12 protein-coding genes are annotated in these 15,007 nt (G+C 59.0%); 6 read left to right on the top strand and 6 right to left on the bottom strand.

The window, feature by feature from the left end; all coding sequences use genetic code 11:
• Both HY298_14685 and HY298_14680 read right to left on the bottom strand, forming a co-directional pair.
• Positions 1–220: type II secretion system protein (locus HY298_14685; protein ID MBI3851502.1), on the bottom strand; the 220-nt coding region annotated here is incomplete at its 3' end.
• 40 nt (positions 221–260) lie between these two features.
• Complete coding sequence (locus tag HY298_14680; protein ID MBI3851501.1) at positions 261–2,051, bottom strand: hypothetical protein; 1,791 nt, start codon at positions 2,049–2,051, stop codon at positions 261–263.
• A 309-nt stretch (positions 2,052–2,360) separates the two neighbouring features.
• On the opposite strand from HY298_14680, the gene HY298_14675 reads away from it, so the two are divergent.
• From HY298_14675 to HY298_14665, 3 genes are all read left to right on the top strand, one after another.
• Positions 2,361–4,622 (top strand): hypothetical protein, encoded by a 2,262-nt coding sequence (locus HY298_14675; GenBank protein MBI3851500.1) that lies wholly within the window; start codon positions 2,361–2,363, stop codon positions 4,620–4,622.
• On the top strand, positions 4,619–5,245 hold the full coding sequence (locus HY298_14670; protein ID MBI3851499.1) for a response regulator transcription factor: 627 nt from the start codon (positions 4,619–4,621) through the stop codon (positions 5,243–5,245). The genes HY298_14675 and HY298_14670 overlap by 4 nt, the downstream gene beginning before the upstream one ends.
• 363 nt (positions 5,246–5,608) lie before the next feature.
• Positions 5,609–7,426, top strand: a complete 1,818-nt coding sequence (locus tag HY298_14665) for a cellulase family glycosylhydrolase (protein ID MBI3851498.1) — start codon at positions 5,609–5,611, stop codon at positions 7,424–7,426.
• 85 nt (positions 7,427–7,511) lie between these two features.
• On the opposite strand, the gene HY298_14660 is transcribed toward HY298_14665, so the two are convergent.
• The 4 genes from HY298_14660 to HY298_14645 all read right to left on the bottom strand — a co-directional run bounded on the left by HY298_14660 (position 7,512) and on the right by HY298_14645 (position 12,394).
• Complete coding sequence (locus HY298_14660) at positions 7,512–9,836, bottom strand: tetratricopeptide repeat protein (GenBank protein MBI3851497.1); 2,325 nt, start codon at positions 9,834–9,836, stop codon at positions 7,512–7,514.
• 115 nt (positions 9,837–9,951) lie between these two features.
• The gene (locus HY298_14655) at positions 9,952–10,353 is read right to left on the bottom strand and encodes a hypothetical protein (protein ID MBI3851496.1); all 402 of its coding nucleotides are present in this window, start codon (positions 10,351–10,353) and stop codon (positions 9,952–9,954) included.
• Between the two features lie 46 nt (positions 10,354–10,399).
• Positions 10,400–12,238: a carbamoyltransferase gene (locus HY298_14650; GenBank protein MBI3851495.1), complete on the bottom strand. Its 1,839-nt coding sequence runs from the start codon at positions 12,236–12,238 to the stop codon at positions 10,400–10,402.
• A 3-nt stretch (positions 12,239–12,241) separates the two neighbouring features.
• Positions 12,242–12,394 (bottom strand): hypothetical protein, encoded by a 153-nt coding sequence (locus tag HY298_14645; GenBank protein MBI3851494.1) that lies wholly within the window; start codon positions 12,392–12,394, stop codon positions 12,242–12,244.
• Positions 12,395–12,603: 209 nt separating this feature from the next.
• Here HY298_14645 and HY298_14640 point away from each other — a divergent pair, with 209 nt between their 5' ends.
• The 3 genes from HY298_14640 (at position 12,604) to HY298_14630 (ending at position 14,908) form a co-directional block, all read left to right on the top strand.
• On the top strand, positions 12,604–13,356 hold the full coding sequence (locus tag HY298_14640) for a phosphocholine cytidylyltransferase family protein (protein ID MBI3851493.1): 753 nt from the start codon (positions 12,604–12,606) through the stop codon (positions 13,354–13,356).
• Between the two features lie 3 nt (positions 13,357–13,359).
• Positions 13,360–14,427, top strand: a complete 1,068-nt coding sequence (locus HY298_14635) for a cobalamin-independent methionine synthase II family protein (protein ID MBI3851492.1) — start codon at positions 13,360–13,362, stop codon at positions 14,425–14,427.
• A gap of 76 nt (positions 14,428–14,503) precedes the next feature.
• Complete coding sequence (locus HY298_14630) at positions 14,504–14,908, top strand: zinc ribbon domain-containing protein (GenBank protein ID MBI3851491.1); 405 nt, start codon at positions 14,504–14,506, stop codon at positions 14,906–14,908.
• Positions 14,909–15,007: the final 99 nt, after the last annotated feature.

The following is a 15,007-nucleotide window of genomic DNA, read 5'->3' as shown; positions in this document are numbered from 1 at the left end:
CTGCGCCGCCATGATAACTCATGACGATGCGGTCGCTGTTGTCGCCGAGGTACATCTGCCAGGCCAGCATGATCTGCCGGGTGTTGTTCATGCACATGATGGCTTGAGCCTTGATTTTTGCCTGGGCCAACGCCGGCAGCAGCAGCCCCGCCAGGATGGCGATGATGGCGATGACGACGAGTAATTCAATCAGCGTGAAGGCAGATTTTTGGTTGCGCATGACAGATGTTGGGCGGACAGAAACGAGTGCATTTCTAGTTTTATGGTAACGGTCGCTTTTGCAATCGGAAGAACTGCTGGCTGCCCGAATTCGGCCAATTGGTTGAAACGGTGGCGTCCGTCGCCGGGAGGTCCGTCCATGAACCCGTCGTGAGACTGGACCGGGTCTGCAACGTCACACACGGGCCGCCCAGCCAGGTGATCGGAATATTGCCGCCGGAGGGTGGGCCAGCCACCAGGTTGCCAAATTGAGGTTCCTGCAGGATCGCAAGGAAGTTCGTTCCGAATTCCGCCGTGATGGTGGCGGTCGAAGCGAACGTGCGGATATACTTGACATGGTCCTGCTGAAAACCCGTCTCGTTGTCGACGCCTCCGTGGGTGCCGCTGGGGCTGGCGGGGTCAGCGAGACCGAACTTGAACTGCAAGCGACGAGAAGTTCCGCCGGAGAGGACAAAGGTCTGCTCGTAAAAATCACTGCCCACCGGATTGTTGGTCATCTCAGGCAGGTTCGTATCCCACGTCGGCCACCCAAGGAATTCAGCATTGAAGTAAACCTTGTCGTTCACCTTGTCGAAGGGGACACCATTTCTGTCCGGGGTGCCGTTCGTCAAATGAAGGGAGAAGGTGACAGTGGTAGGCTGGAGCACAACATCGCACAGCGACGCGTCGTTGTAGGTTACCAACGGAAGCACCTGATCGCCGCCAGTTATGAAGAAACGGCGGTCTTTGTTCCCACCGACGCCGTAGATCGCCGCCGATTCCCACCCGCCGTCCGCGCGGAACTTGTACCTGGACCAATTGCCGACGGTAGAACTGGTGTTCGCCGGTAATGGAATTGTCCCAGAATAGATGTTGCTCGCATTGCCGGAGAGGGCCGGGTTGTTGGTTAAGAGTTCGCCACCGGTCGCGCCGCCAGGCCAATTATTTATGTTACCAGAGAGTCTCACTGCACTCACTCCATTGGTGAAGCCGCCGGTGATCACCTGCGGGGTCATATCCACCTGAAACGTGATATTGCCATTGGTCTGTGGGCCAATGGGCTGATCACCGTAGAAATAAATCGGCAGAACTTGGTCCGCTCCGGTGAAATTGAAATTTCGGTTGTCATTGATGGATGTATCTTCCCAACCACCATTCATGCGGAATTTAAATTCGCCGCCAGGAGTGCCGGGGGTGCCGCAAATGGTGACCACAGCCGAGTAAACATTGCTCACGTCACCCGACAACGCCGGGTTGTTGGTCAGATCCACACCATCGCCCGCCCAACCGCCGATCGCTGCAGGGGCTCCTATAACGCGGATGGTGTCCACGCCGGAACTGGGGATGAAGTTGCCAAGTTGAACTTGCTCCGTCATATCCACCCGAAACGCGATGTTGGCGTTGACCAGATTTATCGGAGTCGTCACGCTGGGAGCATAAAGCGGAACCACCGGCAGCGTCTGCGCTCCGCCAATCAGTTGGAGCACACGGTTGTTGCCTTCATCGGGAGGCTGTCCGGCACCGGGCGGCGGGTTGTTGTCTTCCCATGAGGTGCCAGCGCAGGTGGAAAAGGTAAACTTGTATTGAAATTTTTCGCCATTGGTGCCGACGACAGCAAACGTATTCGTATAGACGTTCGCTCCGTTGTTCACAAGCGTCGCTCCAGGTCCGCCGCTCCAGCCGTTGAAAGCGCCACGGACGTCAACAAGCGTCGCAGCCTGCGCCCCTGCACTGTTGGTGTATCGGGTCATGTCCACCTGAAAGGTGACGGTGTCGTCAGCCAGTACTGCGTGGGCGGCTCCGAAGAGCAAACCAACGCCGAGCAATGCTCGCATGGGGTATCGTGTTTTCATACGCATATTTTTTGGGGGGTTGTTTTCTTGTTGCATTGATTGTTTGAAGCCGTCTTCCGGACGAAATGCATTTTTATGCTGGCAGGTAAGGCTATGCCTCAAACCGCCTCGACCGCATGTTTGTGCAGTGAGCATTCTGTTCAGGTAGATAATCTGCCTTGTTTGTGACGCGCGATCAACATGTATTTTCTAGTTGTGAATCGTAAATTCTCCCGCCGTGGCTGCCATCCCTCTTAAGAGGGGGGCGGCGCGCCCTTGCCGAAACCTGTGGACTCCCTGAAGCAGCCGGGCTAAAAACTTCACATCTGTTTGAAAGAGAACGTCACGCAATTCGGCTGCTCGCAACTTTGTCTTCCTTGGGGCGTGGTCGGCGTACTCTGGTGGTGTTGGGCGGCGCCGGTGGTGTCTGGCCAGTCAACCAACCTGGTGTTGACCACAGCGGCCGAGGTGCTGGCGCTGCCAGCCGAACGCGCCCAGCAGGGCATCCCCGTCGTGGTCAACGGAGTTGTGACGGCGGCCGAGAAGTATTGGAATGGGAAATTCTTCATTCAAGACGCCTCCGGCGGGGTGTTCGTTGACAACGTCAGCCCGCGGCAACCGCTGCCGGGGGAGCTTGTGGAGGTCTCAGGTATCAGTCATCCGGGCGCGTTTGCCCCCTGCATCGGCCAACCCCGTTGGCGACGATTGGGCACGGCGCCGCTGCCCGAGGCCAGACGGGTCTCGATCGAACGATTGATGTCCGGAGTTGAGGACGGTCAGAGGATTGAGATCACCGGAATCGTGCGCGCCGTCGAAGTGGAGAATGGGCTGCGGGCGGTTGATTTGATGTCCGGGGGATTTCGGCTGCGGGTCTTCGCCAAAATCCCGCCCGGGCCTGGCGACCTCCAGAAATTGGTTGCCAGCCGGGTGCGCGTCCGGGGCACCGCCGCTGTGTCATTCAATGCCCAGTTGCGACAGATGACCACCATGAAGGTCTTCGCCCCGTTGCTGGAAGATTTCATGGTGGAGGAAACCGAATCAAGCACGCCCTTCAAGGAGCCGACGGTGCCTCTGAACAGCATCGCGCAGTACCGGAAGGATCACGACCCCGGCAAACGCGTTCATGTCACGGGCGTCGTGACTCTCCAAAGGCTGGGCGAGGATTTCTTCCTACAGGACTCGACTGGCGGCTTGCATGTACGGAGCCGGCAGGTGGAGAGACTGACCGTAGGTGAAAGAGTTGAAGCCGTTGGGTTTCCCGATTTCGAACATTTTCTGCCCGTGTTGCAGGACGCCGTTTTCCACAAGAGCAGCGACTCGCAAATCCCAGTGCAGCCCCGGACGGTTTCCGCAGAGGAACTGCAGGCGGGTCTCCATCACGCCGCCCTCATCACGTTTCAGGGCAAGTTGCTCGATCGCGTAACGACCTGGCGGTCGGATCGGGCCGGCGAGGGGACACACCTCCAAACCGTTTTGATGTTGCAGCGGTCCAACCTGCTTTTTTCCGCTGAATCCGAAACCTCGTCGAAGGAACCCACACTCCTCACGGAATTGCCGCCCGGCAGCACGGTGGAAGTGACCGGCGTCTGCATGTCGGAAATTGAGCCGGACGGAAAACTCCGCTCGCTGCAAGTCCTGCTGCCGTCTGAAAAAAATGTTCGCGTTTTGGAGCGGCCAAGCTGGTGGACGCCACGGCGACTGGTCATCGGCCTGGCGATGCTGATTGTCGTGCTGTTGTTCGCGGTGGCCTGGACGGTGGTGATCTCGCGAAAGAATTCCGCCCTCAGAGTCATGGTGGGTGAAAAGGAACTGGCGCAAATCGAATTGCAACACGCCAACGACCGGCTCGAGGAGCGCGTCAAGGAACGAACGGAACAACTGAAACTGCAAATCACCGCGCGGCAGGAAGCCGAACTGCAATTCAAGGCGGTGCTCCGCGAGCGAACCCGGCTGGCCCAGGAACTACACGATACACTGGAGCAAACCCTGACCGGCATCGCGCTCCAAATGGACACCGCGGCCAAGTTTGCCGTCAGTGATGGCGCACGCGCCAATCATCATCTCGAACTCGCGCGGAATCTGGTGACGCAAAGTCAGGCGGAGGTGCGCTGCTCGGTCTGGGATCTGCGATCCCGGTCGCCGGAACACATTGACCTGCCCGGCCTGTTGCTCAAAATCAGTCAGCAATTGACGGACGATACCAGCCTTCAGGCGGCTGTCACGTCCACGGGGCGAGTGCGTCCGCTGCCCGAGATCATCGAAGAAAATCTCTTGCGCGTCGCGCAGGAGGGGCTCACCAACATCATCAAACATTCCAAGGCGACGCAGGCGACGATGGCCTTGGATTACGGGCCGCGAAACGTCATCCTCGACATCACCGACAACGGCGCTGGGTTCACCGTGGGTCAACAAGCCGGCCCGCGCGAAGGCCACTTTGGATTGCTCGGCATCACGGAAAGGATTAACCGGTTGCGTGGCAAGGTTGCCATCACGAGCACACCCGGCGTGGGAACAACCATTCAGGTTTCGATTCCCATTGATCAGCCACCGGATGCTGAACTGGTCCGCAATCAGGTCCTGACTCATCCATGAAGAAGGGAAAAATCCGCATCCTCATCGCCGACGACCATTATGTGGTGCGCATGGGCCTGACCGCGTTGGTGGAAACCCAACCCGATCTCCAGGTGGTGGGCGAAGCGGCCGATGGCGCACAGGCGGTGGAATTGTTCAAGCAACTCGAACCGGATCTCCTGTTGATGGATTTGCGCATGCCGCATAAAGACGGCATCACGGCGACCCGCGAGATTTGCCATCAGTTTCCCGCCGCACGCATCCTGATGCTGACGACTTTTGGCGGGGACGACGACATCCACAAGGCCCTGTCTGCGGGGGCAGGGGGATACGTCTTGAAGAATTCCACACGCGAAAGCTTGATTCCCGCGCTGCGCGCCGTGGCTGCGGGCCAGCGCTGGATTCCCCAGGAGATCGCCAGCCGCCTCGCTGCCAGGAAAATGTTCGAGGAGCTCACGCCGCGCGAAATGGAGGTGCTGCAGCAAGTGGCCCGGGGACTGGCGAACAAGGAAATCGCAAACGTACTAAAGATCAGCGAGTTCACGGTCAAAGACCATTTGAAGAACATCCTCGGCAAGCTCCATGTCGCCGACCGGACCGAAGCCGTCACTGCCGCCCTCCAACGCGGCATCATTCATTTGTAACGCCCGAAGCGAGGCCGCAATGTGAAGTCAGTGACAAAGGCACCGGCGCTTCAGCCTCAGATGATTCAACGCGCGGTGCGCCTCGGGCGTTGAGCTTTCCCGTCGCCGTAATTATTTTCTGTACGTAATCATCGCCAACCTTGCCGGTCGGCGCCTCCAGACCGGGTTGATCAATTGAACATCCAGTTATCTCATCGCAGGGCACACGACCAGAAAATCCCCACCCCCCTTTTGAGGGATGACGGCCTCTCCGGTTGCCCGCATGATTGTGGAGGTTCTTACGAGCCATTAAACAATGAGATCACAGACAGAGTTGTCCCCATGTCACCTGGGCGACCAGGGTGGTCACTTGCCGTTCTACACATGATCAATCGCATTCGATCCACAGCCCGCGCCAATACGCGCTTTTTCGAAACAGGGTTGAACCGGATGAAGGCGGGCTTGCGCTTGATGAGCCTCTGCGCGGTGCTCGGCCTGGCGTTGGTTGCCGTTCTCCCTGCCGGCGCACAGGTGGTTCGCCCCATACCGGTTCCCGGACGGATCGAGGCCGAGGCTTACGACGCCAAAGGTCCCACGGTTTCCTTTTACGACAATACACCCGGCAACACCGGCGGCGTGTATCGGAAGGACGACGTGGACATTGAAGCGACGTCCGACACGGGCGGCGGCTACAACGTCGGGTGGATCGCTTCAGGCGAATGGCTCAATTACACGATGACCGTGCCGACGACCGCCGTTTACCAACTGGCCTTCCGCGTCGCTTCGGCCAACGGCTCGGGCAATATCCAAGTGGCGCTGGACGGCTTGCCGCTTTGCTCGGTCGTGACGCCATTGACCGGGGGCTGGCAGGCCTGGCAGACCGTGGCCGTCAGCAATCTCGTGCTGCGCGCCGGGCACCGGTTGCTGCGGGTGGATTTTCAGATCGGCGGGCAAAATTTCAATTACATCCAGGTCACTCGACAGCGGGATTTAACCGGCGGTTGGCTGCGCGTTTCAGGCAAACAGATTGTGGATGCGCAAGGGCGGAACGTGGTGTTGCGCGGCATGGGCCTGGGCAATTGGATGCTGCAAGAGCCTTACATGCTGGACGCATCCGGCATCGTGGACAACCAACAGCAGTTGAAACAAAGAATTGCCGAACTCGTGGGCACGAACAACATGGCGGTCTTCTACGCGTCGTGGCTCACGAATTACATCCGCGAGCCGGATGTGGCTGCCCTGGCCGGGGCCGGCTTCAATTCCATTCGCCTCCCGATGCATTACAACCTGTTCACGTTGCCCGTCGAGCAAGAGCGAATGCCCGGACAAAACACTTGGCTCGAGGGCGGCTTCCAACTCGTGGACGCGCTGCTGGCTTTGTGCGAAACGCACCACATTTTTCTGATCCTCGATATGCACGGTTGTCCGGGTGGCCAGGGTCATGACAAACCGATTTGCGATTACAACCCGCCCGCGCCCTCGCTGTGGGAAAGCCCGGCGAACCGCGCCACGCTCATCGCCCTCTGGCGACAGATCGCAGCTCGTTACGCCAACAAGGCATGGATTGGCGGCTACGATCTCATCAACGAACCGAATTGGACCTTCGAAAACCAGACCAACGTGGGTGGCTGTTCGGACCAGTCCAACGCACCGCTCAGGCGACTGTTGATGGACATCACGACTGCGATCCGCCAGGTGGACACGAACCACATAATTTTCCTCGCCGGCAATTGCTGGGGCGGAAATTACAACGGCCTCCTCCCGCCGTGGGATGCCAACCTGGTCATTAGTTTCCACAAATACTGGGACGCACCCACCGCCGCATCGCTCCAACCCTGGGTGGACAAGCGCAACCAATGGAATCTGCCCGTGTGGTTGGGCGAATCCGGCGAGAACTCCAACGATTGGTTTCGCGACGTCGTGCGCAACGCCGAGCAAGCCAATATCGGCTGGGCGTGGTGGCCGTGGAAAAAAATTGGCTCGACCTCCGCTCCAGCCATCATCCAAAAACCCGCCGGCTACCAGGCCATTCTGGATTACTGGCGCAACCGCGGCCCGCGCCCCTCCACGAATGACGCATTCCAAGCGCTTCTGGCGTTGGCGCAAGCCGCCCGGTTTGAAAACTGCGTCCTGCATCCGGAGGTTACCGACGCGCTGATTCGCCCGAACACCCGAGGGCATGACACGGCCCTTCAAAAATAATTTCCGAGCACAAAGCTTGTCTCGACTGGGCCACCAACAATCCGCACCACAGCGGTTCGTCCGCTCGCGATGACTTGGCGGCCGGCTATTTGTTCCGGTTGCGCAATTCGGTAACCTGGCGCAGGTAATCCTTCGCCGCCGCGTTATTCGGATCCAGCACCAAGGCTTGTTCAAACTGCTGGATGGCTTCGGCGTGCCGGTTCTCACGCACGAGCATGACGCCCAGATTCACATGGCTTACCGCGTGACGGGGATTGATCCGCAGAGCTTCCAAATACTCCCGGATGGACTCGGCAACTTCGTTTTCCCAAGCCAGCTCGGACGCGAGCTCGAAGTGCGCCTCCCAAAAGTCCGGGCGCATCTGGATGGCGCGACGGTAATGCGCAATGGCCTCCGCCCGCCGTTTCATCTTGGCCAGGATCTTGCCGGTGTAACAGACATTGTCCGGATCCTGCGGAGAAAGTCGTTCGGCGCGCCGCAGGCACTCCAATGCGTCAGGGAATTTCTCCTGCGCGGCCAGAACCACGCCCAGTTCACGCCAGCCGTCTGGCGAGCTTGGCCGCAGCCGCGTGACCGTTCGCAGGAATGGCTCGCCTTGTTGCGGCTGCCCCTGCTCACCGAGCAGCCGGCCGATTTGCTGGGACGCATAGGCATCATGCGGCAGCAATTTGAGTAACTCGCGGTAAGCCAGAATCGCGTTCTTCGGGTCCCCAACCGCCTCCAGAACATTCGCCATGCCTTCGTAGAGGAAATGGTCACCGGGCGCGCGGCGAATCGCGGCGTTGAGCACCGTCAGCGCCTGCGCGGTTGCCCCGGGTTGCGCGTTGCGTCGTTGGAGCACCGACTCCTGGGCCTGCACGACCTGGAGGCGCGCGGCGTTGTTGAACTGGCTGCTCAGTGGCGGACTGTTCATGCGGCGGAGGACGGACTGCAGCACAAACTCGCGATTCCAATCCGTCAGACCCAGGTCTTCGTCACACCTGGCTTGCGCCGGCCACACGGCGGACGCCGCGGAGTTGGTCGGCAGCGCCAGCAAACCAACGACTTGTTCCGCCCACGCCAACCCCAACCGATAGTTGCCGTCGAAATTGAAATGGACGTGCTCGAAAAACGATTCGTCACCGGCAATCTTCACAGGGCTGTCAGCCGCCAGCGCCGCTTCGGCATCACACAAAACCAAGTGACGCCCCGCTGTCGCCTGCGCCACTTCCTTGATCAATTCGTTGATGCGCGAGTCGGCGCGAAATGGCAGAGCATCCGTGTCGCACGCCAGTTGGAAGTGAGTGCGCGCAGCAACGGCGTTGGTCAACTGCAGGAGGCTGGCCGCCCAGCGAAATTGCAGCTCGGCAAACTGCGCGTCAATCCGGGCCGCCGCCTCGAAGCGTCGCGTCGCTTCCGCGAAACTCACTTGCTTTTCCAACGACAAACCCTCCGCATAGAGGTGGTCAAACTGCGCCCGGTCGGCCGCCGGCAGGTTTTGGTTGCTCAACGAGGCGAACGGCGGACAGTCCCGCAAGTTCACCGAAATAGTGTTGAGGACAATCCTGGCGCCGGAGTCCAGACCGACCGCTACAATGTCCTGCAAGTTGCGCGCGAAATTTCGATAGGCCGTTTCCTTGCGCGGATCGGCCGGTGGAATCTGGTTTTGCAGAAACATCTGCATGCCGCCCCACGTCGTGTTCTTGCTTTTGCCTCCCAGATGACGCGACCAGGAAACGAACATCTGGCCCACGCGGGTCTGCTGAACGGCCAGCATGAATTTCACCAACACCAGCGGCATCGCGCTGGAGCCAAACACCGTGGCCGGGCCAAATGGCCCGACCATTTCGTTGTTGCCCATGTATATGATCCAGAGGTCGCCCTGATGTTTCGCGCATTCCCGGGCGATGGGCAGGATGACGTGGGAGTTGACGGCGGTGATGCCGAGGTTGATGACCTCGAACTTCTCTCCGGGAAAACGCTCGCGCAGCAAAACCTCCAGGTAGCGCGACGCGCCGTAAGCCGGTTGCGGATCACCCATCGCCGCGGATTCGCCGAAAATAAAGATGCGCCGTAAGCCGGCGGGTTTCTTGGCGTCAAACTTGAAACTGCCCGGCCAGCGCGCCAGTTCCGGTGGGAAGAACCGCTGGCTGAATTTTTCGTTGTCGATCAGAAACGTCCGCCCCTCGGATCGTACCTCCTTGAAAAACCCCGTCGGATAACCATAGCCGCCGAGCCGCAGCCCGATTTCCAACAAGCCCAGCGCCAACACGGGGAACAAGACGAGCAACAGGCGGAAGAACCACACCCGCCGGGCCGACAGGGGATGGGCCGGCTCACGCAGCGCCTCGCGTTGCGTTTCCGCACGCTGCGGCGATTTTGCCGCCCCACGGCCGCGTTTGGATTTCGAATTGTTGGCCCCGGATTTCACCGGAGCGATTCTAGGAAGGAGCGCACGTTTTGGCCATTAAAGTTTGCCGCCGCGAGAAGCTGCCTTTCCGGCAATTATATCCAAGTCACTGCGAGCCGCGGTTCACCTCGCCGCCTCAGAAGAGTCGATCCAGCGGACTGCACTCTTTTTTCGGGTTCCAGTTTGTGGCCGTGTCGCCGGGATGCTTGAGCCGCAAGAGGTCCTTGCCCAGCAGACGCAACGCCAAGCCCAGCGGTGTCACAAGCAGAAAGAATAAAACCACCAGAACCGCGTGGCCGACCAATCGCACGACGCCAAAACCCAGCCGGGTCGATAGCCGGTAGTAGCCCCGAAACCACGGCGGCCGCAACCAGGCGCTGACCGCAACCGACGCGAGCAGCGCGATCAACACAAACCAGGCGGCGGCTGGCAGGATGCGCCGCCAGCATAACAGTGTGCTGAGCAGCGCCACTCCGAGCGCGCTCAACCACGCGCTCTTGCGCCATTCCTTCGGGTCTTCTTTCAGTTCCAGTTTCAAGAGTCTTGCATTGTCCCAACGTCTTTGAGGTGGTGCCACGCAGCGTTCAATCGAGCTGCGGCTGGACCCGTCGTTCGGCGCGCCGGTGCGGTTGCGCGATGCGATCGAGAACAAAGTTGCCCATCACAAGGTAATCCATTTCCGTGTTGACGAAGCACCGGTAGGCGTCGTCAGGCGTGCAGACAATGGGTTCGCCGCGCACATTGAACGACGTGTTCACCAGCACGCCGCAACCGGTCGCGCGTTCGAAACGCAGCAGCAGATCATAAAGGAGCGGATTGTATTCCTGCTCCACCGTTTGGATGCGGGCCGAATAATCCACGTGCGTAATCGCCGGGAGCGTGGAGCGCGATGCCTTCAGCAGTTCAAGCCCCTTGAGACCGGACGGCAACGGGTGGCGCAACCCGGCTTTGAGCGGCGCCACCAGCAACATGTATGGCGACGCGCAGTCCAGGTCGAAATAGTCGGCCACGCGCTCGCGGCGCCCCGCGGGCGCGAAGGGCCGGAATGATTCGCGGAATTTGACCTTCAAATTCATCACGGACTGCATGCGCGGGGAACGGGCATCGCCCAGGATCGAGCGGTTGCCCAGCGCGCGCGGTCCGAATTCCATGCGGCCCTGAAACCAGCCGACGACCTTCTCCGCTTTCAGCAAATCGGCAGTGCCATCGAGCAGTGCGGCGGTGTCTCGCTTTTCATAAACCGCGCGGTGCGCTCGGAGGGTTTGCTCGATTTCGTCGTTCGAATATTCGGGCCCCAGCAGCGCGCCTTGCATGGCATCCACCTTGGGTTGTTGACTGCCGCCGGCCGCGACCGCGTTGCCGTGGTCGCGCAAGTGCCAGGCGGCCAACGCCGCTCCAAGCGCGCCGCCCGCGTCACTGGCAGCGGGCTGGATCCAGAGGCGGTCAAAAATCTTTTCCCGCAGTATGCGGCCATTCGCAACGCAGTTCAGCGCAACCCCGCCGGCCATGCAGAGATTTGTCTGACCGGTAACCGCGCGCGCGTGGTGTGCCAGACGCAGCATGATTTCTTCCGTAACGCTCTGAATGGAACGCGCCACGTCCATGTGTCGGGTTTCGATTGCGTCATCGGGTCGGCGCGGAGGGCCGCCGAAGAGCCGGTGAAAGCGCGCGTTGGTCATCGTGGTGCCGCGCAGAAAGTTGAAGTAATCGAGGTTCAGCCAGAACGAGCCGTCGGGCTTGAGGTCGAGCAATTCGTGCAGAATCGCGTCGGCGTACTTCGGCTCGCCGTACGGCGCGAGACCCATGAGCTTATATTCGCCGGAGTTGATGCGGAAACCGCAATAGCTGGTAAACGCCGAGTAGAGCAGGCCTAGTGAATGCGGGAAGCGCAACTCTTTCAACAATTGAATCTCACTCCCGCGCCCATGACCGATCGTGGTGGTGGCCCACTCGCCCACCCCGTCGATGGTCAGAATGGCCGCCTCGTCATAGGGCGACGGGTAGAAAGCGCTGGCCGCGTGGGCCTGATGGTGTTCAGTAAACAAAATTTTGCAATCAGGTCGCAGGCCGGGCAACGCTTCGTGGATCGCTTTGCGGACGTCGAGTTTTTCACTCAACCAGTTCGCAAGCACGGTGGGGAAGGTGCGCCAACCACCCGGCGCGACGGCGAGATAGGTTTCCAGCAGGCGCGCGAACTTCAGGACCGGCTTGTCATAAAAAACCACGGCGTCGAGTTGCGCCGGGTTCAAGCCGGCATGGCGGAGACAAAACTGGCTGGCCTGGCGCGGGAAATCAGGATCGTTTTTCCGGCGGGTGAAGCGTTCTTCCTGCGCGGCGGCGACGATTGCGCCCTCGCGAAGCAAGGCGGCGGCGGCATCGTGGTAATAGGCGGAAATGCCGAGGACATGGTGCGGCGCGGACATGAATCACATGAACGGGTAGAGCGCCCAAGCTATCCCGGAGCCGGCGGCGAAGATGAGAACGGCACCGACCACCAGCAGCACCACGACCAGCGGCACGAGCCACCATTTCTTGTTCTGTCTGGCGTACCGCAGACATTCTTTAAGCAGCGACCACATGAACCATCGCAATCTAAAACTTCAGTCAGGGACTGGCAAGGTCAAAGCCGGCTTCGACGATTCCTAACAGCCCGATCGGACGAGCGTCGAACTGTCCGCCGCGGGAATTGCAACGGTTGCAACGATAAATCATCCCGACGGAACAGCCACCGGGCAACACTTCGTTTTTATTTGTGATGCGGCGAAAAATCCCATAATGAAAACCACCCATGAGAGCCATCATCATCGGTGCAGGGCGCGGACGACGCCTCATGCCCACCACGGCCAACACACCCAAGTGTTTTGCCGAAGTTCAGGGCAAACGCCTGCTTGACTGGGGATTGGAAGCCTTCGCGGCCAACCGCATCACCGACTTATGTTTCATTGGCGGATACCAGATCGACAAGGTGCGCGCCGAGTATCCGCAGTTCACGTTTCGCCACAATACGGGTTGGGAGCACAACAACATTCTCGCCTCGCTCATGCACGCCGAGGATCTGATGGATGAACCGTTCATTTGCTGTTACTCGGATATTCTGTTCACCGCCGACGTGGTGAAACGTTTGCTCGCGAATCCGGCAGACATCGCGTTGTCGGTAGACACAGTGTGGCTGGAGCGTTACCAGCATCGAACCAATCATCCGCCGGATGACGCCGAAAAGGTGACCGTTGCCAATGGTTGCGTCACGCGCGTTCATCGCGAAATCGAAACGGGCGATGCCTACGGCGAATACACCGGCATGGCGAAATTCTCAAAACGAGGCGCGGCGATTCTGAAAGAACACCATCAACGCTGCCGCGAGCGGTTTGCCGGCAAACCGTTTCGCGAGGCGACGGTTTTTGAAAAGGCTTACCTCATCCACTTGTTTCAGGAAATGATTGAGGCCGGCGCGAAAATGGCGCACGCCGACACTCCTGGTAATTACATGGAAGTGGACACGCAACAGGATTTCGAGCTGGCCCAACAATTCTGGCCGGGGTGACGCGTGAGTAAACTGCTTTTCCCCACGTCTGTTGTCGGCTCAATGCCGCGCTCACAATTCGTCCTCGACCTCATCAACGATCGTCCACCACTTTCGCCTGAGCAATACGCGAAGGAAATGGACGCGGCGATTCGTTACATCGTCGCGTTGCAGGAACACGCCGGACTGGACGTGGTGACTGACGGAGAGTGGCGGCGCAAATCCTACATCGGCGTCATCGCCGAACTCGCGCACGGCTTCGAGCTGGGCTACAACCCCCAGGATGGGCGGCCTTGGACAATCGTCGTTGACAAGCTGTCACCTAAAACGCCCGGCTTCATCGCCCGCGAAATCTCGTTTCTGAAGTCCGTCACAACGAAAAAGATCAAAGCCACGTTGCCGTCACCCGCGCTGTTGGGGGAAAGATTGTGGCATCCGGAAAAGTCGAGGAAGGCTTACCCCAACCGCGATAATTTCGTGCGCGACTGTGTTCCGATTCTCCGGCGTGAACTGGATCTAATTCGTCAGGCTGGTGCTGACGTCGCGCAGATCGATGACCCACATCTTTGTCTGTTCGTCGATCCGCAAGTGCGCAAGCAATATGACAACGCGGACGCCGCGGCGGATTTCTCTGTCGAAATGGTCAATGAACTTGTGAGCGGTATCAGCGGCCTCAAACTCGCGGTCCACTTATGTCGTCGCGCCGGGGCGCGAGTCCGCGGCGAGGCGCAATTTCAAGGCGGTTACGATCCAATTCTCGCGCAGTTGAACCGGCTGAAGGTCCAGCATCTGACGATGGAGTTCACCGCACCCGGCGCGGGTGACATGGCTGTGTTCAAAAAGCTGCGCGAGGATTTTGAAATTGGGCTGGGCTGTGTGAGCGTTGCGCCGGGGCAGGTTGATTCCGTGGAAACCATCGTCCAACGCGTGAAACAGGCACTTCAGTTTTTATCGGCGAAGCGAATTACGCTGAACCCTGATTGCGGGTTTGCGCCCGGCTCCGGCGCGGTCGTCAGCATGGATGAGGCATATCAAAAGCTTGGCAACGAATCCGCCGCCGCAAAAATTCTGCGCGAAGAATTTGAAAAGTGACAAACTCGCCAGTGACCACCTTTACAGGAGATGTCCAAGAGAGTAATTGTGAAGCTGTAATTCTCCTCATGAAACCATGAAGGCCGGGCATTTACTCATTGCTGCTGTTGTCATCTATTTTGCCGCACGACGATTACTCACTTGGATTCGACAAGCACCCGTTAAATCCGACCCTTGGAGTCCTGAGATCGAAGAAGCCGTCCAGCAAGCCGACGCTACTCCGCTTTGCCACAAATGTTTCACACCTCAGCCTCCCGGCTCTTGGTTCTGTGAACACTGCGGTAGCGCTGTTGGTCCTTACAATAATTGGATGCCCTACGTTTACGTTTTTTCTCAAGGAGAAGTCTTGAGGAATGGGGTCACAGAAAAGATACGCATCAACGTGCTCACGGTCGCCGGATACCTTCTCTTTTCATTTTCCAGCTACGTTGTCTTCGCACCAGCGGACATGCATCCTCAGTTAGAAGCTATTGATGGATAAATGCTAAGTAGATTTGTCGGGACATCCGCTGCAAGACTTTTTAAGCTCGTGGGCATGAGTAAAAAAACGCAGCCCAAGCCCACGGCATCCGAGCAAATT

This window comes from Verrucomicrobiota bacterium, from assembly GCA_016200005.1.
Lineage (GTDB): Bacteria > Verrucomicrobiota > Verrucomicrobiia > Limisphaerales > PALSA-1396 > PALSA-1396.
Note: the sequence above shows the minus strand (reverse complement) of the source record. Positions and strands in the feature narration are given on the sequence as shown.

Bases quoted from the DNA above. Each gene is read 5' to 3' on its own strand.
- HY298_14680 (MBI3851501.1), bottom strand. From the start codon at position 2,051: ATGAAAACACGATACCCCATGCGAGCATTGCTCGGCGTTGGTTTGCTC.
- HY298_14670 (MBI3851499.1), top strand. From the start codon at position 4,619: ATGAAGAAGGGAAAAATCCGCATCCTCATCGCCGACGACCATTATGTG.
- HY298_14665 (MBI3851498.1), top strand. From the start codon at position 5,609: ATGATCAATCGCATTCGATCCACAGCCCGCGCCAATACGCGCTTTTTC.
- HY298_14650 (MBI3851495.1), bottom strand. From the start codon at position 12,238: ATGTCCGCGCCGCACCATGTCCTCGGCATTTCCGCCTATTACCACGAT.
- HY298_14645 (MBI3851494.1), bottom strand. From the start codon at position 12,394: ATGTGGTCGCTGCTTAAAGAATGTCTGCGGTACGCCAGACAGAACAAG.
- HY298_14640 (MBI3851493.1), top strand. From the start codon at position 12,604: ATGAGAGCCATCATCATCGGTGCAGGGCGCGGACGACGCCTCATGCCC.
- HY298_14630 (MBI3851491.1), top strand. From the start codon at position 14,504: ATGAAGGCCGGGCATTTACTCATTGCTGCTGTTGTCATCTATTTTGCC.